We start from the raw sequence: 22363 nt of genomic DNA on the forward strand, positions 1-22363 counted from the left end.
CGCGCAATCTTTAATCCCGACAGGTATTCCATGGCAGAGACTGCCCAAATTGACGACACTTCCGAGCCGCATACGGGTTCGCCGGAAAGCCGGCCTGCTCCTCTCGCTGTATCGCTGGCGAAGGTGTTGATCCGCAGGCTTACCCCCGGCAGCGGTATCATCCTCTTCTTCAGCCTGATCCTCTTTACGATCGCATTCGCCGCCAATCTCTTTCTCGAGGAAAGCCTGGCGAGATTGGGTTGGACGCTGTTTCTTTCGGGCGACCCGATGCACGCGCCCTCCGGCCTTGCATTGACGCTTCTGATCGGCACGGTCGCCACCAACCGGCTGCGGCGCGCGGCTCCCTGCCGCAAGCCCCCATCCGACGAGGAGATGAACCGGGCCGTGGAGATCCTAGCCACGCAGCCGAATGCGATCGGGGGCCTGGTGCGCCTCGGCGACAAGAAGATCCTCTTCTCCAGCTGCGGCAAGGCCTTCATCATGTATGCCCAGCAAGGCCGCTCATGGGTGGCGTTGTTCGATCCGATCGGCTGCCGCAAGGCCTGGCCCGATCTGGTGCTGAAATTCATGGAGACGGCCCGAAAGGCAGGGTGCCGGGCGGTGTTCTATCAGGTCTCGCCGGAATTTCTGCCGCTGACTGTCGAGGCCGGATTGAAGCCTTACAAGCTCGGCGAACAGGCGGTCGTCGATCTCACCAGGTTCGATCTCAAGGGCGGCGCTTGGCTGAAGCTCCGCCGTTCGATCAACAGGGCGGTCCGCGACGGGCTCGAGTTCTCGATGCTGAAGCCGGAGGAGGTGCCGGCCGTTCTTGATGAACTGCTTTCCGTTTCCCGCACATGGCTTGCCGCGCAGAATGCAGCGGAAAAAGGGTTCTCGCTGGGGACATTCCAGTCGCAATATGTCGCTGCCGGACCGGTGGCAGTCATCCGGTTGAAAGGCCGCATTGTGGCCTTTGCCAGCATTCTCTCCACGGCGTCCGGCGGCGATGCCTTCATCGACCTGATGCGGCATCTCCCCGAGACCCATCGCGGCATGATGGATCTTCTCTTCGTGCGTATCATGGAGCACATGAAGGCCGAGGGGTATAAGACGCTGAACCTCGGCATGGCGCCGCTTGCCGGCCTTTCGACCCATAGCAAGGCTCCGCTCTGGAACCATGTCGGCGAGCGCATCTTCCGCAACGGCGAACGCTTCTATAATTTTCGCGGGGTCCAGGCTTTCAAGTCAAAGTTCGATCCGGATTGGCATCCGCGTTATCTGGCGGTCTCCGGCACTGGCATGCCCGTCCTTTCAGTATTCGACATAACCATGCTCATTGGCGGTGGGCTCAAGGGACTATTGCGCCGATGAGGCTTTTGCCGATCATCGTCGCAAGCATCACGGCTGCTGCGACAGTCTTCCATCTCGTATCCGGTTCCGAACTTGAGACCAGAAGTCTGCCAACCAGCCGGATCTCCTATCCCGACGGCCCGGCAGTCGGCATCGTCGTGTTGCTTTCCGATGGCGAAGGCTGGTCGGAGAGGGAAGCGGAGATTACCGCCACTCTTATCAAGGACGGCGCGTTGGTGGTGGGAGTCGATCTGCCGGAATATTACGCTGCACTGAAGGCTGAGCAGGATGACTGCCTCTATCTTGTCGCCGATATCGAGGATCTGAGCCGCCAACTTCATCGGTCGGCCGAGATTTCCGACTACCGCCCGCCCGTGGTCGCCGGCATCGGCGACGGGGCGACGCTCGCGCTCGCCATTGCAGCCCAGACGCCCGTCTCCACCATTGCCGAAACCATTTCAGTGGACCCCAAGACCACGATCCCGCTCTCCAAAGTGCTCTGCACCCCGGCGCCGAAAACGCCCGTACCGGAGGGTATGGTTTATGGACTGACCCCGGGCGATCTGCCCAATCCGGTGCGCGTCGTCTTCACCCCGGGCGCGGACGCTGCCGGTCGCGTGCACGTGGAAGCCCTGAAGGAAACCCATCCGGCGGTCGAACTGCGCGAGACGGCGGACAATCCCGCTGCGGCGCTGACGCTCAACACCGCGTCGATCACGAAAGGGTTGGCCGGCTCCGCTTCCCCACTCAATCTGCCGATCGTGCCAATCGAGGCGATACCCCGGCACGACGCCATGGCGATCATCTATTCCGGCGACGGCGGCTGGCGCGATATCGATCAGCAACTGGGCGCCTATCTCAAGGAGGACGGCATTCCGGTCGTGGGCGTGGATGCGTTGCGCTATTTCTGGAGCGAAAAGACGCCGGAACAGACCGCCGCCGATCTTTCCCGGATCATCAGAGCTTATCGCAACCGGTGGCAGGTCGAAGACGTGCTGCTGATCGGATATTCCTTCGGTGCGAACATTCTGCCGGCCACCTACCGGCTTCTGCCCGAGGTAGACAGGCAGGCGGTCACGCTTGTCTCGCTGCTGGCATTGTCGCATCAGGCCGATTTTGAAATCGATGTCACCGGCTGGCTCGGTTTTTCCGGCGCCGGCAAATATGGCGATCCCATCGATGATCTGAGGGCAATCGAGCCCTTCAAGATCCAGTGTATCTATGGTCTTGCGGAGGAAGACAGCGCCTGCCCGGCGGTTGCGGAAATGCCGGGCGCTCAGATCTTGGCGCGGGACGGCGGCCACCATTTCGATGGCGACTACCGTGCGCTCGGCCGGCTGATCCTGGATCGGGCGATTGCGGTGACGGCGGCGAATTGACCGGCGTCTCACCGGTCATTCAAGAAGAGGTGAAACCCTCTGGTCAATCGCCACCGCGTCCACATCTTCCCAGGTGAATTCTAAAACCCCGGGGAGAGCCTCCATGACCCGATATCCAATCACCCGCATTTTTGCCGGAGCCGCCCTTGCCGCCGCATTGGCGGGCTCGGCTGCGGCCCACCATGGCTGGTCCTGGGCCGAAGCCGACCAGATCGATCTTAAGGGCACGATCCAGTCGCTTTCCTTCGCGCCGCCGCATCCTACTTTAGAGGTCAAGGCCGAAGATGGAGTCTGGCGTGTCGAACTCGGCAACCCGAACCAGACCCAGCGCTCGGGCTTTGTGGAGGGGCAGGCAAAAGTCGGCGATGGAATCGTTGCCACCGGCAACCGTTCCGAAGACCGCAACGAAAAGCGCATGAAGGCCGTCCGGATCATCGTCGCTGGCAAAACCTTCGACATCTATCCCGAGCGGATCAAGAGCAATTGAGGCGATGTCGATGGAGTGGCTTGCGCCGCTTGCCGAGACGCTGCTTGCACGAGCCCTGATTGCCTCTTCGACACTCTATCTCTTGGTCAACGCCGCACATATCCTCGGCATCGGTACGCTTTTCGGAGCGATCCTGGCGCTCGACCTGCGATTGCTGGGCTTTGCTCCGGCTGTCCCCTTGGCCGCGATTGCTCCCTATCTTTCCCGGATCGCCGCCGCAGGCGTCTTTCTCGCCGTCCTCACCGGCCTCTGCCTGTTTTCTGTCCGACCAACGGAATATGCAAGAAACACCGCCTTCCTGGCGAAGCTCTGCCTTGTCGCGCTCGCCCTTGTCAACGTCGCGGTCGTGCACTTCGGAAGCGGATGGCGAGCGGTGCTTTCGGGAGAGACGCCAAGTATGGCATTGCGTGTTGGTGCAACATTTTCGGTTCTTTCCTGGGTCGGCGCCGTGATTGCTGGTCGCTGGATCGGGTTTTTATAGATGGGAGATCGCTATCCGAAGGGGCTATCTCTTACGCGACCCTATCTTTGGCTGATGTCGAACTGGACGCGTGTGAGCAGCTCTTTTTGACTGACGATCGCGTTCGGGCACCGACATGTTGAACGTCTGATCACGAGTCGAGGCCGTGGCATCTGTTCCGTTCGTAGATTCGTTCAGGTTGACCAAGGGCATCTATGGAACTAGCGAGTCCGCGGCACGCAGACTATCGTCACTGACGTCATCGGTATGTGCAACGAGTGGCGGGGAAAGCCTTTAGGTTGTATATCTTCACGAGTGAGCTAGTGCGATGATCAAGTCGTAGCCACGATTTCAAGCGTGGCTTGCTTCCATAAATTTGCGAGGCTGCTGTACGACAATGGACACAGGTGTTGGTGTGACTGACAACGAGGCTTTAGGCCATCTTCCGGAGCGCAAGCGGCGGGAGCTTTCGCGCGCCTTGAAGATTATTTTCGAGGAGTTCGATGCCGCGCAGCAGTCAAAGCTTTCGGAAAAACAGAAGGCCGGCCGGATCCTCAAAGTCATTTTATTTGGTTCGTATAGCCGCGGCGGCTGGGTGGAGGACCACAAGAGCGGTTACCGCTCCGACTATGACATTCTTGTCGTCGTCAACATGCATAGCGTCGGCGAGGAAAACGAGCTTTGGCACGACGTCTCCGATCATTTTTTGCGCGAGCTATTGGTGACGAAAACGATTGAAACGCCGGTCAATGTCATCGTGCACACGCTGCAGGATGTGAACGACCAGCTGGCCCGCGGGAAGCCGTTCTTCATCGACATCGTCCGCGATGGCATCATGCTCTATGAGAAGGACGGCCATCCCTTTGTGGCACCAAAGCCGCTCAGCGAAGACGAGGCGAGGAAGGAAGCACAGGCATATTTTCAAAGATGGTTCGCCCTTTCCGCGGACGCTTTCGAATTAGCCAGCATTGCCATCGAGCGAAGGATTTGGTGCGATGGTGCATTTATGCTCCATCAGGCCACAGAGCGCCTCTACCACTGCGTCCTCCTCGTGCTGACGCTCTACAGCCCAAAATCGCACCGGCTGAAATCTCTTCGGTCCTCGGCAGAGCGGCTCGAGCCGCGGCTGATCGAGGCATGGCCGCGGGATACCAAGTTCGCCCGCCGGTGCTTCGAACGGCTCGATCGCGCTTATGTCGATGCACGCTATTCTCCCCACTACGAAATCACTGACGAAGAGCTGCAATGGCTGGTGGAACGCATTCAGGTCCTTCAGGGGCTCGTCGAGCAAGTCTGCAAGGAGGCACTAGCGACCAAGGCATCCTCATAGTCTTGAACTGAGTAGCCCCTCGAACGAATGGCCCGGCATCATGGCTCGCCGCCGCAGGCGCTTGGGAGACACCCGGAATTTTCTCGACAGCGTTGGCCACTGACTACCGGTCGCTCACAGCGGCTCTCGGATTGATCCAGGGCTCCTGATTGCTGCGGGGCAGAGGCTGTCTGCCAAGGATATGGTCGGCGGCCTTCTCGCCAGTCATGATCGACGGACCGTTGAGATTGCCGTAGGTGACATGCGGGAAGATCGAACTGTCGGCAACGCGCAATCGTTCCACGCCGATCACCCGACATTCCGGATCGACGACGGCGAGGGGATCGTCGGCGCGGCCCATGCGGCAGGTGCCGCAGGGGTGGTAGGCGCTCTCCAGATGCTCGCGCAGGAAGGCGTCGATCTCCTCGTCCGTCTGGACGTGCTCGCCGGGCTGGATCTCCGGACCACGATACTGGTCGAAGGCCTTCTGACCGAAGATTTCACGGGTCAACCGCACGCAGTGGCGGAATTTTTCCCAGTCTTCCGCATGGCTCATGTAGTTGAACCGGATAACCGGATCCGCCTTGGGGTCGGGCGAGCGAAGCGTCACGTTTCCACGTGATTTCGACAGATTATAGCCGACATGGACCTGGAAGCCGTGGCTTTTTGCTGCTGCCTTGCCGTCATAGGAAATCGCCACTGGCAGGAAATGGTACTGGATGTCCGGCTGCTTCAAACCGGGTGCCGAGCGCAGGAAGGCGCAGGCCTCGAACTGGTTGGAAGCGCCGAGCCCTCCTTTGGAAAGCAGCCATTGCGCGCTGGCCACTCCCTGCCAGAACCAGGGAAGCCAGGAATAAAGCGACACCGGCTTCGTCGAGACCTGTTGGAAGTAAAATTCCATGTGGTCCTGCAGGTTGGCACCGACGCCAGTCCGATCCGCCTTCACCTCGATACCCATAGCCTTCAGATGCTCCGCCGGACCGATGCCGGAAAGCATCAGCAGTTTCGGCGAATTGAAGGAGGAGGCCGAAATGATCACCTCGCGATTGGCCATGATGGTTTCGGCGCCCCCCCGGCGCTCGATCTCCACGCCCACCGCGCGGCCATTCTCGATGACGACCCTGTTGGCGAAGCCATAGACGATTTCGACATTCGGCCGTTTCAGCGCCGGCTTCAGATAGGCGTTGGCGGCAGACCAGCGGCGGCCATTGTGGATCGTTTGTTCCATCAGCCCGAAGCCTTCCTGCTTCGAGCCATTGTAATCGTCGGTGAGCTCGAAGCCGGCCTGTTTCCCGGCTTCGATGAAGGCGTGGAAGAGCGGATTCTTCACCGGCCCGCGCTTGACATGCAGCGGTCCGTCGGTGCCCCGCCAGCCGTCCTCGCCACCCTCGGACGTCTCCATGCGCTTGAAATAGGGAAGCACGTCCGCATAGGCCCAGCCGGTCGCGCCAAGCTCTTCCCAGCGATTGAAGTCTTCCGCATGGCCGCGGACATAAACGAGGCCGTTGATCGAGGATGACCCGCCGATTACCTTTCCGCGCGGCGCAGTGATGCGCCGGTTGTTGAGGTTCGGCTCGGGTTCTGAAAGATAACCCCAATTGTAGCGCTTCATGCTCATCGGCCAGGCAAGTGCCGCCGGCATCTGGATGAACGGCCCGAAATCCGATCCGCCCGCCTCGATGACGATCACCGAGTTCTTGCCGTCCTCCGACAGACGATAGGCCAGCGCCGACCCCGCCGAGCCGGAACCGATAATGACGAAATCTGCGCTTTTCATTCCGTCAACCTCAATACGGCGCCTCGACCTTGCCCATGCCGACATAGACCGTCTTCAGCTCCGAATAGTGTTCCAGCGCCGCAAGCGAATTCTCGCGCCCGAAGCCGGACTGCTTGGAGCCGCCGAAGGGAATTTCCACCGGGCAGAGATTGTAGGTGTTGATCCACAATGTGCCGGCTTCAAGCTGATCCGCCACGCGATGGCCGCGAGAAAGATCGGCGGTGAAAACGCCGGCCGACAGGCCGAATTCGGTCGCATTGGCGCGGGCGATCACCTCTTCCTCGTCGTCGAAATCGAGCACACACATCACAGGCCCGAAAATCTCTTCGCGGGCGATAGTCATATCGTCGGTGACGTCCGCAAACACGGTCGGCTGCACGTAATAACCCTCGCCGGTGACGTGGTTGGGAATGCCGCCTCCCGTCAGAAGCGTCGCGCCCTCAGCCTTGCCCTTGTCGATATAGCTCAGAACCTTCTGGCGCTGGTCGAAGGAGACCATCGGTCCAAGTTGCGTCGCCTCGTCCATCGGGTCGCCGATGACGATCTTTTCCGTCCGCTCCTTCAGCCGCGACAGGAAAGCATCCTTGAGATTCCTCTGCACGAAGACGCGCGTGCCGTTGGAGCAGACCTGCCCTGTCGAATAGAAATTGCCGAGCATGGCGCCGCCGATGGCGCTGTCGATATCGGCATCGTCAAAAACGATCAGCGGCGACTTACCGCCAAGTTCCATCGTCACGTGCTTCAGGCTCCCGGCAGCCGCTGCCGCCACTTTGCGGCCTGTCGGCACCGAACCGGTCAAGGAAACCTTCGCCACATCCGGGTGGTTGACCAGCAGCGGCCCGGTATTCCGGTCGCCCTGGATGACGTTGTAGAGTCCCTTGGGAAGGCCCGCTTCATGCAAAATCTCGGCGATCTTCAGCGCCCCGAGCGGCGTGTTCTCGGACGGCTTGAAGACCATGGCATTGCCGGCGGCAAGTGCCGGCGCACCTTTCCAGCAGGCAATCTGCTGGGGATAGTTCCAGGCGCCGATGCCGACGCAGACGCCGAGCGGCACACGCTTGGTATAGGCAAAATCGCCGCCGAGCGGGATATAGCTGCCGTTCATGCCCGCGGCGATCACCCCGCCGAAGAACTCGAAACTGTCCGCCCCGGAGGTCGGGTCGGCGACAATCGTCTCCTGGATCGGCTTGCCGGTGTCGAGCGTCTCAAGTTCGGAAAGCTCGCGGTTCCTCTCCCGCATGATCTCCGAGGCGCGTTTGAGGATACGCCCGCGCGCCGTCGGGCTCATTGCCCCCCATTCTGGCTGGGCGCGTTTGGCCGCAGCGATCGCCCGTTCGACGATGGCAGGCGTTGCCGCGTGCAGCCGGGCAATCACCTCCCCGGTTGCCGGATAAAGGCTTTCGATGAGAGTGCCCTCGGTATCCTCGACATATTCGCCATCGATGAAATGGCTGGCGATCGGCTGGGCTTTCATCTCATTCTCCGCGCGGGTAGCGTTTGGATTCCTCGAGATTGTCGAGGTTCATATGGTTGCGCATGTAGCGCTCCGAGGCCTTTTGTAATGGCTGATGGTCCCAAGGATAATAGGCTCCGTTGCGAAGCGCCTCGTAGACCACCCAGCGCCGTGCCTGGCTTTCCCGCACGGCCGCATCGAAAGCGGCCATGTCCCACTTGGCCCTCCGCTTGGCTCTGAAATCCTCCAGCACGTCTGTATAGGCCGGATCCGCGGCAAGGTTTCTGAGCTCCTTCGGATCGGCCTGGAGATCAAATAGCTGCTCCGGGTCCAGCTCGCAGTGGATATATTTCCACTTGCCTTCGCGGATAGCGACCAGCGGCGCGTAGGAGCCTTCTGCCGCATATTCCATCAGCACCGGTGCGGAGCGGATGCCTCCATCGATGACCGGCTTCAGGCTTTCGCCATCCGTCCATGGCTTGATCTCGTCCATCGAAATTCCGGCCAGATCGCAGAGTGTCGGCGTGACGTCGAGGTTGGAAACCGGCGCTGCAAGGAGGGCAGGGGAGATACCCGGGCCGGCAATCATCAGCGGCACGCGCGCCGATCCTTCGAAGAAGTTCATCTTGAACCACAGCCCCCGCTCTCCCAGCATGTCACCATGGTCGGAGCAGAACAGGATGAAGGTATCGTTGAGCATCCGTGTGCGGGTCAACGTATCGATCAGTTCGCCGACCTTCTCGTCGATATAGGAAAGGTTGGCAAAATAGCCCTGGCGCGCCCGGCGGATATGGTCATCCGTGACGTCGAAATTCTTGTAGTCGCAGGAAAAGATGATCCGCTGGGAATGCGGATCCTGTTCCGCGAGCGGTATTTCGCCAACCTCCGGCAGAAGGTGTTCGCAATCCTCATAGAGGTCCCAGAATTTTCTGCGTGCCACATAGGGGTCGTGCGGATGGGTGAAGGAAACGGTCAGGCACCAGGGCCGACGGGCTGCATCGTCACGCTCGCGGGCGAGGTGATAAAGCTTCTGGTTGGCGAGGAAGGCGACCTCGTCGTCATATTCCATCTGGTTGGTGATTTCGGCAACGCCCGCGCCGGTCACCGAGCCGAGATTGTGATACCACCAGTCGATCCGCTCTCCAGGCTTTCGGTAGTCCGGGGTCCAGCCGAAATCGGCCGGATAGATGTCCGTCGTCAGCCGCTCCTCAAAGCCGTGCAACTGGTCTGGCCCGACGAAATGCATCTTGCCCGACAGCGCGGTGTAATATCCGGCGCGGCGCAGGTGATGCGCATAGGTCGGGATCGAGGAAACATATTCCGCAGCATTGTCGTAGACGCGGGTTCGGCTCGGCAATTGCCCGGCCATGAAGGAAGCCCGCGCCGGCGCGCAGAGCGGCGAAGAGGTATAGTTGTTGACAAATCGGGCCGAACGCGCCGCCAGGCTTTTGAGATGCGGCGCATGCAACCACTCCGCCGGACCGTCCGGAAACAAGGTCCCGTTCAGTTGGTCGACCATGATGATCAGAATATTGGGTTTGGTCATTGGCGGAATCGACTCTCTGGCGACGGTCTTCTCACCAGATTGAGTTATTTTTGATCCCGTCGCCAATCAAGAAGGGATTGCGAACCATCCTGTCCCAAAAGCGCGGATGGGGGTGATTGGGAAGTTGCTGAAATCGAAATGCCCAAGGAAGAAGGTCGCTCCACCCGCCTCAGAAGGCCGCCTTGGTCGATCTGGAGTTGCATGTGAATGCCCTCGGCGGCATTGTCTTCCCACGTTAGGGGAGAAATTGCGTGCCGAAGATCGTTGGAATTGGTGGTGTGTTTTTCAAAGCGGCCGACCCGGTAGGGCTTGCCGAATGGTACGAGAAACATCTTGGAATTGACGACCTGCACAAGTCGGTATGGCAACAACAGGCAGGAGCAACAATTTTTGGTCCGTTCTCTGAAAATACCGACTATTTTGGACGAGCAGGACAGCAATGGATGATCAACTTTCGGGTTGATGACCTTGATGGGTTCATATCAAGCCTGACGGCGAGCGGGATCACGGTGGAAACTCGCACCGAGTGGGATTCGGAAGTTGGTCGCTTTGCTCGCATTCACGACCCCGAAGGCAATCCGGTCGAGCTTTGGGAACCGACGAAGGAGCAGCCTGCATCTGACGATATTACGTCGGGCGCTTAGCAACCGCCCATAGCCGGATGCCACGCTTGCCAAACTCCCCAAAATATTGAATAAAAACATCTTTCATCGTCACAAAACTTTCATCCTCGGGAAAGGGATTCTTGAGGAATTGGTGGGAGCTTCACCTGCAATTTTAGGCCATTGCGCGTGGGGTAATGAGTAATGTCGTCTGCGGCCATTTTGGAACCGGGCGTCTTCCGTCGATACGCAAGCGATCAGCTGGTCGCGCTGGGGAAGCTGGTTCTGGAAAATGCTTTCCAGCCGATCGTCGAGATCGGCACGGGCTCCGTCTTTGGTTATGAATCCCTGCTGCGGGGCCAGGAGCGGATCGGCTTTTCTTCTCCGCCCGAACTTCTCGACCAGGCGCATGAGATCGGCCAGCTTCTGGCATTGGAGCAGATGATGGCGACCCGGGCTCTTGCAAAGTTTGCAAGCGTTCCCGACTATTCTTCCGCAACGCTTTTCCTCAATCTCGATGTCCGGCTGATCCCGCATGGCCAGCTCTTCCTCGAAAAGGTCGTCCAGCACCTGCGGATGGCCAATATCGCGCCGTCTTCGGTTTGTTTCGAGTTTTCCGAACGGTTCGACAATACCAGCGTACCCGAATTTGCCGATCTGGTGACGCAGATGCGCAAGGAGGGTTTCAAGCTTGCGATCGACGATTTCGGCGTCGGCCATGGCGAGATGAAGCTGCTTTGCGACTATCCGGTCGACTATCTCAAGATCGACCGCCATTTCGTCGCCGGCATCGACCGCAATCCGCGCAAGCGGCACCTGGTGAAGAACATCGTCAACATCGCGCATGTACTCGGCATCCGGGTGATTGCCGAGGGCATCGAGACTGAGGCGGAATTCCTCGCCTGCCGCGAATATGGCGTCGACCTCGTCCAGGGCTGGTTCATCGCCCGGCCGACCACCTTTGTCAGCGAGTTACAGCCGTCGTTTCCCTATCTTGCCGATATCGGCCGTTCCCGCCGCTCCAGCCAGTCGCTCGACGAGATCCTCATCCGCAAGCAGATCGAACACCTGCCGACCGTCTACGAGAACGAAAGCATCGACAGCGTTTTCGAACTTTTCCGCCGCAATCCCCGGCAGGCCTTCTTTCCCGTCCTCAATGCCAATGGCGAACCGCGCGGTGTCATCAACGAATATCACCTCAAGGAATATATCTATCAGCCGTTCGGCCGCGATCTTTTGAAGAACAAGGTCTACGAACGCACCATCGCCCATTTCGTCGACCGCGCGCCAATCATCGGGCTCGACGCGGAAGCCGAGGAACTGATGAGCCTGTTTGCCAATATGGACAACAGCGCCTGCGTCATCCTGACGGAGAACATGCGTTACGCCGGGGTCGTTTCGGCTGCCTCGCTCATCAAGGTCGTCAACGAAAAGCAGTTGAAGATCGCGCAGGACCAGAACCCGCTGACGAGCCTGCCGGGCAACCGCGCCATCCGCGACTTCATGCAGGAAGCCGGCCGCGACGACGAACAGACCCGCTTCTTCTGCTATTGCGACTTCGACCATTTCAAGCCGTTCAACGATCATTACGGCTTCCATATGGGCGATCACGCGATCTCGCTTTTTGCAGCGCTGGTCAGACGCTACTTTTTCTCGGATGACGATTTCCTCGGCCATGTGGGCGGCGACGATTTTTTCATCGGCGTGCGCGACTGGACGCGGGACGAACTGACGGAGATCCTCGAGCGCCTTCTGTCCGATTTCCATGACGATGTGATCGAGCTTTATTCGTCGGAAGAACGGGCGGCTGGGAAAATCCGCGGGCACGACCGTTTCGGCGAAGAACGCGACTTCCCCCTGCTTCGCTGTTCGATCGGCGTGCTCGAACTGCCGCAGGGCCTGCTGCTTGATGATGTCAGCCGCATCGGCGCCGAGATTGCCGCCGTCAAGGCGGAGGCGAAGGACAACGACGGCGGCCTCGTTTTTGCAATTTTCGGCGATGCAAAGTAGCCGCGCGGCGGAACGTCGCCTTCCCGTCGGTGGCAGACTGTCCTAAGTCAGTGGCAAGCCACTGAGAGGAGTCCTGCCATGTCGCTTCCCGCGCAAATGCGTTTTGTCGATCTGCCGACTTTCGGCGGGCCTGAAGTGATGGTGCTTGCGACCGGACCTCTGCCGGCGGTGCTGCCCGGAGAGATCCTGGTGAAGGTCGAGGCGGCGGGCGTCAATCGGCCGGATGTAGCGCAGCGCAGCGGCAATTATCCGGCGCCCAAGGACGCCAGCCCCGTTCTTGGGCTGGAGATTGCCGGCGAAGTGGTCGCGCTGGGTGACGGTGTCAGCGATTTCGGGATCGGCGACAAGGTCTGCGCGCTGGCAAATGGCGGCGGTTATGCGGAATTCTGCGCCGTGCCGGCCTGCCAGGCATTGCCCTGGCCAAAGGGATATGACGCGGTCAAGGCCGCGGCCCTTTGCGAGACCTTCTTTACCGTCTGGGCCAACCTTTTCCAGATGGCTGGGCTTACCGAGGGCGAAACCGTGTTGATCCATGGTGGCACGAGCGGCATTGGCACCACGGCGATCCAGCTCGCCCGCGCTTTTGGCGCAACTGTGTACGCCACCGCGGGTTCGAAGGCAAAGTGCCAGGCCTGCGAAAGGCTCGGCGCCGTCAGGGGTATCGATTACAGAACCGAAGACTTTGCCGAGGTCGTCAAGGCGGAAACCGGCGGCAAGGGCGTCGACGTCGTCCTCGACATGATCGGCGCTGCCTATTTCGAAAAGAACCTTTCCGTGCTCGCCAAGGATGGTTGCCTGTCGATCATCGCTTTCCTCGGCGGCAATGTGGCAGAAAAGGTAAACCTGAGCCCGATCATGGTGAAGCGCCTGACGGTCACCGGCTCGACAATGCGGCCGCGAACGGCGGAAGAAAAGCGGGCGATCCGCGACGATCTCTCAGGCCAGGTCTGGCCGCTGCTGGAGGCGGGGACGGTCGCGCCGGTCATCCACGCTGCCTTGCCGTTCGCAGACGTCGTAGAGGCGCACCAGCTGATGGAAAGCAGCAGCCATATCGGAAAGATCGTGTTGAACCTGGACGGCTGAGAGGGGCTCTCGACTGAAAGCTCGCGAATGATAGCGCCAGAAAATCGTTTGGCAACTCAATTATATACGCAATCGTTCACATAACTTGCCTTGCAGACTCAGGGCCTGGCCCCTACCTTCATCCCATCGTCAACGTAATGAAAGGAAGGTGATCCAATGTCTAATGAGATTTCGGTCTGCGTAACGGGCAATGGAAAGGTGATGGTTTTGACGGGGCAGCCCTCGGCCTGAACTTCATCTTCCTTCGGGCGGCTTACAAAGCGCCCGGGTTCGTTCAACCGGACCAAAACTCATGGAAGGGTCGCCAGCAGCGGCCCTTTTCCATTTCTGGGCGATAGAGGAACGTCCGCGGAGGCTTAATCCCCTCTAAAGACCTGCTGCCGTCTGGCAGTCCGCTCGCCGAAATGCCCATGCAAAAAAGCTTTGATCCGGAATTGACCGAACGACATAGGCAATCAGGGCGGTCGCAGAAATTGCGAAAACAATCCTTCCGACAAACACGCCTATGGCATCCGCACCCAATGCCATGACGATCAAAGTGTCTTCGATGATACTGTGGGCAAATCCCATAAAGACGCATGAGATAAACACCTGGCGAGGCGAAACCTGGCCTGACCGCGCTTCGCGAATGAGCAGCCCGCCGCCATAGGAAATGCCCAGAAACAGGCCGACGGCGGTGAACTGCCCGGTTTCGGCATTTATTCCGGCGAGGCGCAGAAAGGGTGCGAGCGTTCTCATCAGCAAAGCCATGAGCCCGGACAGTTTCAGTATCTCCAGTCCAAAGGCGAGCGCCGTCAGGATGAGGAACATGAAGACGAGCGCCTCGATCAGGCCTGTAAGGAATCCCCACCAGTCGGTCGAGGCGGATGTCGGGATCCAGGCCGGATCCAAGGTCTGCGACAGCCAGCCGGTCGCGGCAAGAAGATGATGAAGCATGATGGCGTAAACCACGCTGCCGGCGACGCGGATCAGCGTGGTTATGGCAAATCCCGGTCCCGCCTTTTGAATGATCTTCTGCTCGATCGGCAGACCATGCGCGAAAAGCAAAAGCGCTGAGAAAACGGTGATGTCCGCGACCGTCAAGGATGACGGCGGCACCAACGTGAAGATCATCGGAATCGCGCCCCATAAACCGACCAACATGCCTGTCAGCCAGGCCAATCCCAGTTCCGGGGGCAAGCCGAAAAGCTCCATGACTGGTGCCAGGGCAGGCGAAATGGCCTCGATCAAGCCCATGCGTAACATCACTTCGGTCATTATCGTGACCGGAACGATGATACGAACGAGTTCCCAATATATTTGCAAGGTTTCCCGGGTCTTGCGGAGAGTAAATTCGAGCGCTGACATGCCTGTTTCCTGATGCTGCTATAGCCATCGTGTAAACCGGAGCCGTTCGCATTTGCGGTCAAATATTGCGCTGTTATGCAATTTTATTGCATTCTTCTCGCGCCTCCTTGGAGAAGCGTATGGACCGGATAGACAGGAAGCTCCTCAATCTTTTGCAGCGCGATGCATCGCGAACGAACGCGGATATGGCCGACGAGGTCGGGCTCTCACCGTCGAGCTGCCTGCGCCGCATTCGACGGCTACGCCAGACGGGTGTCATCGACAGGATTGTCGCAATCCTTAATCCAGCCAGTGCCGGGCGCACGTTGAAAGCAATGGTGACGGTCGAATTGAAGCTGCACAGCGAGCAGCAGATGCGCCAGTTTTTCGATCGGGCAACCAGAGAGGATGCGGTGGCGCAGGCTTATGCGGTAACGGGGGAGGTTGACGTCGTCCTGATGCTGCATCTTCGCGATATGGAGGAATACGATGCGCTTTGTGATCGTCTCTTTCGGGACGAGACAAATGTGGCCAGGTTCTTCACGATGATGATCATTCGCACTGCAAAGAATGAAACCGCAATTCCTTTGTAGCCCGGGCAGAGTGGCGTTATCCGGCCGACAAGGCTCATCGTTTCGATCTAGACTGTCCGTCACAGGGCACCGTTTCGATCTGGCTCGGGAGATGGGCCTGTTACGCACCTTTGCGCTGCGATATTCTCGGCCCATGAAGCTTAGCCAGACCATAAGGTTCTGTACCTCGGCGGATGGCACGCGGATCGCCGTCGCGTCATGTGGGAAGGGGCAGGTGATCCTGCGCGCCGCGCACTGGTTGAGCCATGTCGATTACGATCTCGAAAGCCCGGTGTGGCGGCCCTGGGTCCAGGCGCTTTCGGCCAACAACCGGTTTGTGCGTTACGACCCGCGTGGTTGCGGTCTCTCGGACCGTCATGTCGCCGACCTCTCGATCGCCGCCTGGCACGCGGATCTGGACGCCGTTGCGGCCTCGATCGAGGATCCGCGCTTTGTCCTCCTCGGTCTTTCGCAGGGCGGCGCCCTTGCGATCGCCTATGCCCGGCGGCATCCCGAACGCGTATCGCATCTGGTGCTGCTGAATGCCTACGCTCAGGGCGCCCGGACCAGGGCTCAGACCGACGCTGAGCGGCTTGAAGCCGAAACCCTTGTCAATTTTATCCGCATCGGCTGGGGACGCGACAATCCGGCGTTCTGTCAGTTCTTCACCAATCTCTTCATCCCTAACGGAACGCCCGAACAGCATCGCTGGTGGGGCGACCTCGAGCGGGTAACGGCAACGGCCGAGGTCGCCGCGGAGTTGCTTTGGCAGATGCAGGGGATCGATGTCCTGGAGCTTGCTGCCACGCTTTCCGTCCCCACTTTGATCGCCCATAGCCGTGGTGACTTACGCGTTCCGTTCGATCAGGGCTGCAAACTCGCAGCCGCGATCCCTGATGCACGCTTCGTGCCGCTTGAGAGCAAAAACCATGTGCTGTTGCCGGACGAACCGGCCTGGGTCGTGTTTCAGGCCGAACTTGCCGCCTTCCTCGGGCAGGGCCAGTCCATGCGGCCGCGCGCCATTCGCGAGGCTGGGCTGACACCGGCCGAGGCGGCGCTCCTCGACCTCGTTTCAGAAGGGCTAGACAACCATGCGATCGCGGGACGCCTCGGCAAGAGCGAAAAGACCGTGCGCAACCAGCTGTCGGTGATCTTCAGCAAACTTGGGGTGCACAACCGCTCCCAGGCGATCGTCATAGCACTGTCCGGTTCGTCCGGCTGATCGAGGGTTGCCGTCGCTACCCGGCGCCGACGGGACATCTGTCCCTGCAAGCCGGGAACTTTCCAGCCGGCAAGGGACAGCCGCCTCATGCCCGCCGTCGCGGCGGGGCGCATCCTCCGGCCACGGGCAGCAGGACGCCGCCCGAAAACCGGGAGGGAATTCGACATGACGGAACTCAACGAAACCACGCTGAACGAACTGGTAGGCCGCGTCCTTGGCGACCTTGGCGGAGCGGTCAGCGTGCCGCTGGTGCGGATCGGCGATGCGCACGGACTCTACAATGCGCTCAAGGAGATCGGTCCGGCAAAACCCGAGGAGCTTGCCGAAGCGGCCGATTGCGCGCCGCGTTACGTGCGGGAATGGCTGGCGGCGCAAACAGCCTCGGGCTATGTGCATCACGAGCACGGGCGTTTCTCGCTGACGCCCGAGCAGTCGTTGGTGTTTGCGGAGCCGGACAGCCCGGTCAACCTGATCGGCGCTTTCGATACCGCCGCCGCCATGGTCGAAAACCAGCCGAAGGTGCAGGCCGCCTTCAAGACCGGTCGGGGCGTCGCCTGGGGCGATCAGGCCGGTTGCATGTTCTGTGCCGTGGCGCGGCTGTTCCGGCCGGGATATATCAATGCCCTGGTGCAGGACTGGCTGCCGGCGCTGAACGGCGTGATCGACAAGCTCGAAGCGGGTGCGACGGTCGCCGACGTTGGATGCGGCCATGGGCTGTCGACGATTCTGATGGCGCAGGCTTTTCCCCGCTCGCAGTTTACAGGCTACGACTTCCATCCGGGCTCGATTGCTGCTGCGACCGCCCATGCGCGGGCGCACGGGCTGGCGAACCTGCACTTCGAGATCGGGAGGGCCCAGGACTTCGAAGGGCGCGACTTCGATCTGATCACCTGCTTCGACTGCCTGCACGACATGGGCGATCCGGAGGCTGCGGCGGTTCATATCCATAAGGCCCTCAAGGAGGGTGGGACGTGGATGGTCGTTGAGCCTGCCGCCGGAGACACGCTTGAGGAAAACCTCAATCCGGTGGGCCGGCTCTACTACTCCGCCTCGACGATGATCTGCGTCCCCACCTCGCTGGCCCAGGAGACCGGACTGGCACTTGGCGCTCAAGCGGGCGAACGCCGGTTGACCGAGGTGATCCGGTCGGGCGGCTTCACTCATGTCCGGCGGGCGGCTCAGACGCCGCTCAACATGGTGCTTGAAGCGACCTGAGAAGGAAAGCTGAAGGCGCGATAGCAGGTCGACCTCTTATGCCGATGCCGGTCGGGCGGGAAGACGGCCGGTACGTAGCGTCCGGAGAGTCGGGAAAGTTGAAGCCAATTCGAAGCGGTCTCCACCCTTGGCCATGTCGGAGGGCTCCACTTCTTTTAGGCTATGGACATGGACTGGCCCATGCTTGTGCAAAGTCGTGGGACAGTCCGTACACAAGTCCATGCGAGAGCCGCCTCTTCTCCTTCCTCTCTATTTCGGTTATTACCGTTTTTGAAAAGCGGTAACAACTCGTTCGGAGATGGACGTGAGGCCATCGATCTCACGTATCAGCCTATGCTCGCTGAACTGACGCAGCGGACCATGGACAGGGCATGGACAGCGGACTTCCCTGCTGAAGGACGCTTCATTACGGCGCAAGTGAAGGACAAGCGGTATTGGTACATCGACATCCCTGACGGCTCCGGAGGCAAGTCCCGGCGCTATGTCGGCCCTGCAGACGACCCCGAGATCGCGCAGCGCGTCGAATCTTTCAAACGCAACAAAGACGATTTCCGTGCTCGCAGGCGCATGGTCACCAGTCTCACCCGCGAAGGGCGGCATGATCGCTCCCGATGCCATGTCCGGGGACATCGTGGAGGCATCGGCGGCCGGAGGCTTCTTCCGGCTCCGCGGCGTGCTGATCGGCACTGTAGCCTTCCAGACCTGCGCCGGGATACTCGGAGTGCGGCTCCCCATGGCCGCGCTGCTGACCGGAGATGCCGATCTTGCCCAGGACTACGCCATCAGCCGGGAGGTCGAGGACACCCTGCCTCCGTTCGTCGAACTGCTGCAGGCTGTCGATCCGACATTTCGGGCTGTTCCACATCGATCGGGATCTTCGGCCTCCAGCGCGTTTCAAACTGACAGTGGCTACCGGGTTGAGTTCCTGACCTCGAACCGCGGATCGAACGACTACATCGACCAGCCGTCGAAGATGCCTGGCCTCGGCGGCGCGAGCGCGGATCCGCTGCGCTTCCTCGATTTCCTCATAAGGGATCCCATCCGGACGGTGCTGCTCCACAAGGGCGGTGTCCCTGTGACAGTCCCTGCCCCAGAACGTTATGCGGTCCACAAGCTCATCGTTGCCACCAGACGGCGCACCGACGGCCAAAGCGTGCTGAAGCGGGACAAGGACATCCGGCAAGCCGCCCTTCTATTCGAAGCGCTGCAGCAAACGCGCAGAGCATCCGACCTGGCGCTTGTCTATAACGAAGCATGGGAACGCGGGCCTGCATGGCAGGAGGCGATCCGCGCCGGAGCCGGAATGCTCTTAGACGAGGACCGAGATCGCCTCAGGCACTGTCTCAGGGCAGGGGCCGTCGCCATCGGCGAGGATATCACCCTGCCATTCTGACGATCACGGGAATAGAAGAAGAGGGCTGTCATAGACTGTCCCCGGACATCGAGCGCAGGGAACAAGGCATCGAAGCTTCGAGATGGCCACCCATCGACGACTCTCCCCTAGAGTGATCGCGGTTTTTGCTTTCCAATTGACCAACCCATGCACAAAACGCATGGGTGGCGTGTCAAGTGCGCGCTTTCAGTTCAACTGGGGAGGGCCTATATAACAGCCATCGAAGCAAACGAGAGCGCCAAGGACTGGCGCTCAAGCTTCGAAAATCCCAGGAAAGGGGAACCATCATGAACGTCGCACGCACTCTCAACAATTGGCGCAAGTACCGTCAGACGGTTGCCGAACTGGGCCGTATGACCCCGCGCGAACTCAACGACCTCGGCATCGCACAGAGCGATATCCGCCGCGTTGCTCGCCAAGCCGTCGGCTTCTGATCGCCATCTGACTCTATGTATGTCAAACGCCCGCTCGACCGCGGGCGTTTTGCATTTTGCGCATAGCTGATCTTCAAATTCCGATACGCCCGAGGGCCGGCACCTTGATGCCCGGCCGCGAGAAATCCAGCCCCGCCACCAATCCCAGAAAGTGCACCTCGAAACCGCTGCGCACACCGGCGGAAAAGCCGACAAGGCCGCGCAGCGTGACATGCAGGTCGCGCCAGTCGTCGTCGAGGTGGAAGAACTCTCCGTCCGGAAGATAGTCGCGGCCGACCGCATGCGGCGGTAATACCGCACCGAGTTCCGGTACCGTTCGCAGCACATAGGCGACAAAGGTGTTGGAGTTCGGCCCTGGCCAGATCGTGTAACCTCCCGGCTCCGCATAGGGATAGGCGGCAATCGCACCCTCGATCTTCGGAATCAGCAGTTCCGCTTTCGCGCCTTTGACCGAGGCCACGAGCTGTGGCGCGTTAGAATACCAGTAGGCGTCCGCTGGTCGGTGGTTTTTGCGGATCGGCGAGCCCCAGCCCACCTTGTCGTATCGCGTGTAGCTGTTCGCGCCCTTTGCCTTGGTGACGATCCAGGCATGGCTTGCGACGGCACCCTTCAATCCGCCGGTCATGGCGGAAAACACGTAGATCGCCGCCTCCTCGCTGTCGCTGGCCTCCGGCAATATGCCCGCCGAAGACCATCTCGCCTCGCTCCACCGGGAGGGCCTTTCCTTGATCGCCCACAAGCCCGCCGAAGCGAAGGTCGGCAGCAGGTAGACGATGAAGATAATCAGAAACAACCGTTTAACGGATTTCATGCTAAGCGCCCCGTGCAAGTCCCGCCGGACTGGTTTATGAGCCGGTGATATGGATCATTGAAAACAGCAATTTCAGGACAGGCCATGCAAAACCCCGTTACCGTCGAAGTTACCAGAGGCAACCTGGTCGAAAGCCGCCACCGTGGCCTCGGCGTGGTCGTGGATGGGGAGGGCAAGATCCTCTTTTCCTTCGGAGATGCGGATGCGGGTGTCTTTCCGCGCTCGGCCTGCAAGGCGATGCAGGCTCTGCCTCTCATCGAAAGCGGCGCGGCGGACGCTTACGGCTTCGGCAATGTCGAGCTGGCGCTTGCCTGTTCTTCCCATTCGGGCGAGGACGCCCATGTGGCGACCGCTGCCGCCATGCTTGCCAAAGCCGGCCGGGATCACTCCGCCCTGGAATGCGGCGCGCACTGGGCATTCGACCAGAATGTGCTGATCCACCAGGCTCGCTCGCTCGACAAGCCGAGCGCGCTCCACAACAATTGTTCTGGAAAGCATTCCGGTTTTGTCTGCACCTGCGTCCACGCCGGCACGGACGTGAAGGGTTATGTCGGCTACGATCATCCGCTGCAGCGGGAGATCCGCAACGTCATGGAAAGCCTGACCGGCACCGTGCTCGGTCACGACAATTGCGGCATCGACGGCTGTTCGATCCCGAGCTATGCGGTGCCGCTGAAGGGGCTCGCCCACGGTTTTGCAAAGATGACGACGGGCGCCGCGCTCTCGGTCGAACGAGCCAAGGCGTCGCGCCGTCTGATCGAAGCCTGTATGGCCGAGCCGTTCTATGTCGCCGGCACTGGCCGGGCCTGCACCAAGCTGATGCAGGTCGCGCCCGGCAGGATCTTCGCAAAGACCGGTGCAGAAGGTGTGTTCGTTGCGGCCCTGCCGGAGCACGGGATCGCCATGGCGGTCAAATGCGAGGACGGCACGACGCGCGCCGCCGAGGCCATGATCTTTGCTTTGGTCTCCCGCTATTTCGAAAAGGGCGGCGAGGTCGAGACCAAGCTGCTGGCGATGGCGAACAAATCCATGAGCAACTGGAACGGCATGCATGTCGGCGACATCCGCGTCACCGATGCGCTGTTCGCCTAAGCTTCGATGATGTTGACGCCCTGCGCGCGATAGGGCGCCAGGCGCTCCTCCTGGATCCCCTTTTCCACGATCATGCCCGCGAGATCGGAGACTGGCATGATCGTGCAGGGTGAGGAGGCGTCGAGCTTTTCCGCGGTGATCAGGACGTAGGTTTCCGCGGACGAGGCGGCGACGTGCCGCTTGATCGCAGCCTCTTCGAAATCGCCCGTCGAAAGGCCGCGCGCCGGATGGACGGCGGTGGCTCCGAGGAAGAAGATGCCCGGCCGCAGTTGCGTGATCTGCGCCATCGCCGCAGCACCCGTTGCGACCATGGAATGTTTGTAGAGCCGGCCTCCGATCAGGATCACTTCCGCCGACGGATGATGTTCGAGATCGGCTGCGATCGTCGGGCTGTGGGTGGCGACGGTGAAGGGGATGTTGCGTGGGAGAGCCCGCGCAATTTCTGCAGTCGACGTGCCGCCATCGAGAAAGACCATCTGGCCTTGTCGCACCAATCCGGCCGCCCGGACCCCGAGCCGTTGCTTCACGTCGGATGAGACCGTTCGCCGGGCAGAAAAATCCGGCAGGTCCGGCGATACCGGCATGGCGCCGCCATGCACGCGCCGGAGCAGGCCTTCGGCCGCCATTTCCCTCAGATCGCGGCGGATCGTATCCTCCGACAGTGAGAATTCTTCCGCTGCCCGTTTGGCGACGACCTGCCCCTCCCGGCGCAGCATGTCGAGGATGAGGCTTTTGCGTTGGCTGGTCAGCATGGTTCTTGACTCTGCACGATATTGCATGAATAAGCGCAAGAATGCCTGATTGTGGGCAAAAAGTAAAGCTCATCAGGCAATTTCGTGCAGTTCCGCGATGCGAGCGGATAA

19 protein-coding genes and 1 pseudogene are annotated in these 22363 nt (G+C 60.3%); 14 read left to right on the top strand and 6 right to left on the bottom strand.

Features of this window, described 5'->3' with window-relative positions; all coding sequences use genetic code 11:
- The first annotated feature begins 30 nt into the window (after nucleotides 1–30).
- The 5 genes from EDE09_RS11465 to EDE09_RS11485 all read left to right on the top strand — a co-directional run bounded on the left by EDE09_RS11465 (nucleotide 31) and on the right by EDE09_RS11485 (nucleotide 4985).
- Nucleotides 31–1350, top strand: coding sequence for a GNAT family N-acetyltransferase (locus EDE09_RS11465; protein WP_132410464.1), 1320 nt, complete (start codon nucleotides 31–33; stop codon nucleotides 1348–1350).
- Complete coding sequence (locus EDE09_RS11470) at nucleotides 1347–2708, top strand: AcvB/VirJ family lysyl-phosphatidylglycerol hydrolase (protein WP_132410466.1); 1362 nt, start codon at nucleotides 1347–1349, stop codon at nucleotides 2706–2708. The genes EDE09_RS11465 and EDE09_RS11470 overlap by 4 nt, the downstream gene beginning before the upstream one ends.
- Before the next feature lie 103 nt (nucleotides 2709–2811).
- Nucleotides 2812–3195 (top strand): DUF6152 family protein, encoded by a 384-nt coding sequence (locus EDE09_RS11475; protein WP_132410468.1) that lies wholly within the window; start codon nucleotides 2812–2814, stop codon nucleotides 3193–3195.
- 10 nt (nucleotides 3196–3205) lie between these two features.
- A complete protein-coding gene (locus EDE09_RS11480; RefSeq protein WP_132410470.1) occupies nucleotides 3206–3676 on the top strand; it encodes a DUF2214 domain-containing protein in 471 nt (156 codons plus the stop codon).
- A 376-nt stretch (nucleotides 3677–4052) separates the two neighbouring features.
- Nucleotides 4053–4985: a HEPN domain-containing protein gene (locus EDE09_RS11485; RefSeq protein WP_132410472.1), complete on the top strand. Its 933-nt coding sequence runs from the start codon at nucleotides 4053–4055 to the stop codon at nucleotides 4983–4985.
- 103 nt (nucleotides 4986–5088) lie between these two features.
- Here the strand turns inward: EDE09_RS11485 and betA are convergent, their stop codons facing one another.
- Genes betA through betC form a run of 3 tightly spaced genes read right to left on the bottom strand, consistent with a single transcriptional unit; the run spans nucleotide 5089 to nucleotide 9740 of the window.
- Nucleotides 5089–6741: a choline dehydrogenase gene (gene betA / locus EDE09_RS11490; protein WP_132410474.1), complete on the bottom strand. Its 1653-nt coding sequence runs from the start codon at nucleotides 6739–6741 to the stop codon at nucleotides 5089–5091.
- 10 nt (nucleotides 6742–6751) lie between these two features.
- Nucleotides 6752–8215, bottom strand: coding sequence for a betaine-aldehyde dehydrogenase (gene betB / locus EDE09_RS11495; RefSeq protein WP_132410476.1), 1464 nt, complete (start codon nucleotides 8213–8215; stop codon nucleotides 6752–6754).
- A 1-nt stretch (nucleotide 8216) separates the two neighbouring features.
- The gene (gene betC / locus EDE09_RS11500) at nucleotides 8217–9740 is read right to left on the bottom strand and encodes a choline-sulfatase (RefSeq protein WP_132410478.1); all 1524 of its coding nucleotides are present in this window, start codon (nucleotides 9738–9740) and stop codon (nucleotides 8217–8219) included.
- Nucleotides 9741–9991: 251 nt separating this feature from the next.
- Between betC and EDE09_RS11505 the strand changes: the two genes are divergently transcribed.
- From EDE09_RS11505 to EDE09_RS11515, 3 genes are all read left to right on the top strand, one after another.
- On the top strand, nucleotides 9992–10384 hold the full coding sequence (locus EDE09_RS11505) for a VOC family protein (protein WP_132410480.1): 393 nt from the start codon (nucleotides 9992–9994) through the stop codon (nucleotides 10382–10384).
- Nucleotides 10385–10546: 162 nt separating this feature from the next.
- A complete protein-coding gene (locus EDE09_RS11510) occupies nucleotides 10547–12352 on the top strand; it encodes an EAL domain-containing protein (RefSeq protein ID WP_112802599.1) in 1806 nt (601 codons plus the stop codon).
- Nucleotides 12353–12430: 78 nt separating this feature from the next.
- Nucleotides 12431–13435: an NAD(P)H-quinone oxidoreductase gene (locus EDE09_RS11515; RefSeq protein WP_132410482.1), complete on the top strand. Its 1005-nt coding sequence runs from the start codon at nucleotides 12431–12433 to the stop codon at nucleotides 13433–13435.
- A gap of 366 nt (nucleotides 13436–13801) precedes the next feature.
- On the opposite strand, the gene EDE09_RS11520 is transcribed toward EDE09_RS11515, so the two are convergent.
- On the bottom strand, nucleotides 13802–14782 hold the full coding sequence (locus tag EDE09_RS11520) for a nucleoside recognition protein (protein WP_132410484.1): 981 nt from the start codon (nucleotides 14780–14782) through the stop codon (nucleotides 13802–13804).
- A gap of 119 nt (nucleotides 14783–14901) precedes the next feature.
- On the opposite strand from EDE09_RS11520, the gene EDE09_RS11525 reads away from it, so the two are divergent.
- The 5 genes and pseudogenes from EDE09_RS11525 to EDE09_RS11545 all read left to right on the top strand — a co-directional run bounded on the left by EDE09_RS11525 (nucleotide 14902) and on the right by EDE09_RS11545 (nucleotide 19597).
- Nucleotides 14902–15354, top strand: coding sequence for an Lrp/AsnC family transcriptional regulator (locus EDE09_RS11525; RefSeq protein ID WP_132410486.1), 453 nt, complete (start codon nucleotides 14902–14904; stop codon nucleotides 15352–15354).
- A 133-nt stretch (nucleotides 15355–15487) separates the two neighbouring features.
- Nucleotides 15488–16555 (top strand): alpha/beta fold hydrolase, encoded by a 1068-nt coding sequence (locus tag EDE09_RS11530; RefSeq protein WP_132410488.1) that lies wholly within the window; start codon nucleotides 15488–15490, stop codon nucleotides 16553–16555.
- A gap of 165 nt (nucleotides 16556–16720) precedes the next feature.
- Nucleotides 16721–17770, top strand: coding sequence for a class I SAM-dependent methyltransferase (locus EDE09_RS11535; protein ID WP_132410490.1), 1050 nt, complete (start codon nucleotides 16721–16723; stop codon nucleotides 17768–17770).
- Nucleotides 17771–18103: 333 nt separating this feature from the next.
- A pseudogene (locus tag EDE09_RS11540) lies at nucleotides 18104–19163 on the top strand (GSU2403 family nucleotidyltransferase fold protein).
- A 287-nt stretch (nucleotides 19164–19450) separates the two neighbouring features.
- Entirely contained in the window at nucleotides 19451–19597 is a 147-nt protein-coding gene (locus EDE09_RS11545) for a DUF1127 domain-containing protein (RefSeq protein ID WP_105371790.1), read from the top strand.
- 73 nt (nucleotides 19598–19670) lie between these two features.
- On the opposite strand, the gene EDE09_RS11550 is transcribed toward EDE09_RS11545, so the two are convergent.
- Nucleotides 19671–20408 carry a DUF3750 domain-containing protein gene (locus EDE09_RS11550; RefSeq protein WP_132410492.1) on the bottom strand — a complete coding sequence of 246 codons (738 nt, stop codon included), beginning with the start codon at nucleotides 20406–20408 and terminating at the stop codon, nucleotides 19671–19673.
- A gap of 84 nt (nucleotides 20409–20492) precedes the next feature.
- Between EDE09_RS11550 and EDE09_RS11555 the strand changes: the two genes are divergently transcribed.
- Nucleotides 20493–21500 (top strand): asparaginase, encoded by a 1008-nt coding sequence (locus EDE09_RS11555; protein ID WP_132410494.1) that lies wholly within the window; start codon nucleotides 20493–20495, stop codon nucleotides 21498–21500.
- On the opposite strand, the gene EDE09_RS11560 is transcribed toward EDE09_RS11555, so the two are convergent.
- Complete coding sequence (locus tag EDE09_RS11560) at nucleotides 21497–22252, bottom strand: DeoR/GlpR family DNA-binding transcription regulator (protein WP_132410496.1); 756 nt, start codon at nucleotides 22250–22252, stop codon at nucleotides 21497–21499. The two genes, EDE09_RS11555 and EDE09_RS11560, sit on opposite strands and share 4 nt — an antisense overlap.
- Nucleotides 22253–22363 lie beyond the last annotated feature (111 nt).

Source organism: Neorhizobium sp. S3-V5DH (assembly GCF_004343065.1).
Lineage (GTDB): Bacteria > Pseudomonadota > Alphaproteobacteria > Rhizobiales > Rhizobiaceae > Neorhizobium > Neorhizobium huautlense.

Bases quoted from the DNA above. Each gene is read 5' to 3' on its own strand.
- EDE09_RS11485 (WP_132410472.1), top strand. From the start codon at position 4,053: ATGGACACAGGTGTTGGTGTGACTGACAACGAGGCTTTAGGCCATCTT.
- EDE09_RS11510 (WP_112802599.1), top strand. From the start codon at position 10,547: ATGTCGTCTGCGGCCATTTTGGAACCGGGCGTCTTCCGTCGATACGCA.
- betB (WP_132410476.1), bottom strand. From the start codon at position 8,215: ATGAAAGCCCAGCCGATCGCCAGCCATTTCATCGATGGCGAATATGTC.
- EDE09_RS11470 (WP_132410466.1), top strand. From the start codon at position 1,347: ATGAGGCTTTTGCCGATCATCGTCGCAAGCATCACGGCTGCTGCGACA.
- EDE09_RS11465 (WP_132410464.1), top strand. From the start codon at position 31: ATGGCAGAGACTGCCCAAATTGACGACACTTCCGAGCCGCATACGGGT.
- EDE09_RS11530 (WP_132410488.1), top strand. From the start codon at position 15,488: ATGAAGCTTAGCCAGACCATAAGGTTCTGTACCTCGGCGGATGGCACG.
- EDE09_RS11535 (WP_132410490.1), top strand. From the start codon at position 16,721: ATGACGGAACTCAACGAAACCACGCTGAACGAACTGGTAGGCCGCGTC.
- EDE09_RS11550 (WP_132410492.1), bottom strand. From the start codon at position 20,408: ATGAAATCCGTTAAACGGTTGTTTCTGATTATCTTCATCGTCTACCTG.
- EDE09_RS11545 (WP_105371790.1), top strand. From the start codon at position 19,451: ATGAACGTCGCACGCACTCTCAACAATTGGCGCAAGTACCGTCAGACG.
- betA (WP_132410474.1), bottom strand. From the start codon at position 6,741: ATGAAAAGCGCAGATTTCGTCATTATCGGTTCCGGCTCGGCGGGGTCG.
- EDE09_RS11555 (WP_132410494.1), top strand. From the start codon at position 20,493: ATGCAAAACCCCGTTACCGTCGAAGTTACCAGAGGCAACCTGGTCGAA.
- betC (WP_132410478.1), bottom strand. From the start codon at position 9,740: ATGACCAAACCCAATATTCTGATCATCATGGTCGACCAACTGAACGGG.
- EDE09_RS11520 (WP_132410484.1), bottom strand. From the start codon at position 14,782: ATGTCAGCGCTCGAATTTACTCTCCGCAAGACCCGGGAAACCTTGCAA.
- EDE09_RS11525 (WP_132410486.1), top strand. From the start codon at position 14,902: ATGGACCGGATAGACAGGAAGCTCCTCAATCTTTTGCAGCGCGATGCA.
- EDE09_RS11480 (WP_132410470.1), top strand. From the start codon at position 3,206: ATGGAGTGGCTTGCGCCGCTTGCCGAGACGCTGCTTGCACGAGCCCTG.
- EDE09_RS11560 (WP_132410496.1), bottom strand. From the start codon at position 22,252: ATGCTGACCAGCCAACGCAAAAGCCTCATCCTCGACATGCTGCGCCGG.
- EDE09_RS11515 (WP_132410482.1), top strand. From the start codon at position 12,431: ATGTCGCTTCCCGCGCAAATGCGTTTTGTCGATCTGCCGACTTTCGGC.
- EDE09_RS11475 (WP_132410468.1), top strand. From the start codon at position 2,812: ATGACCCGATATCCAATCACCCGCATTTTTGCCGGAGCCGCCCTTGCC.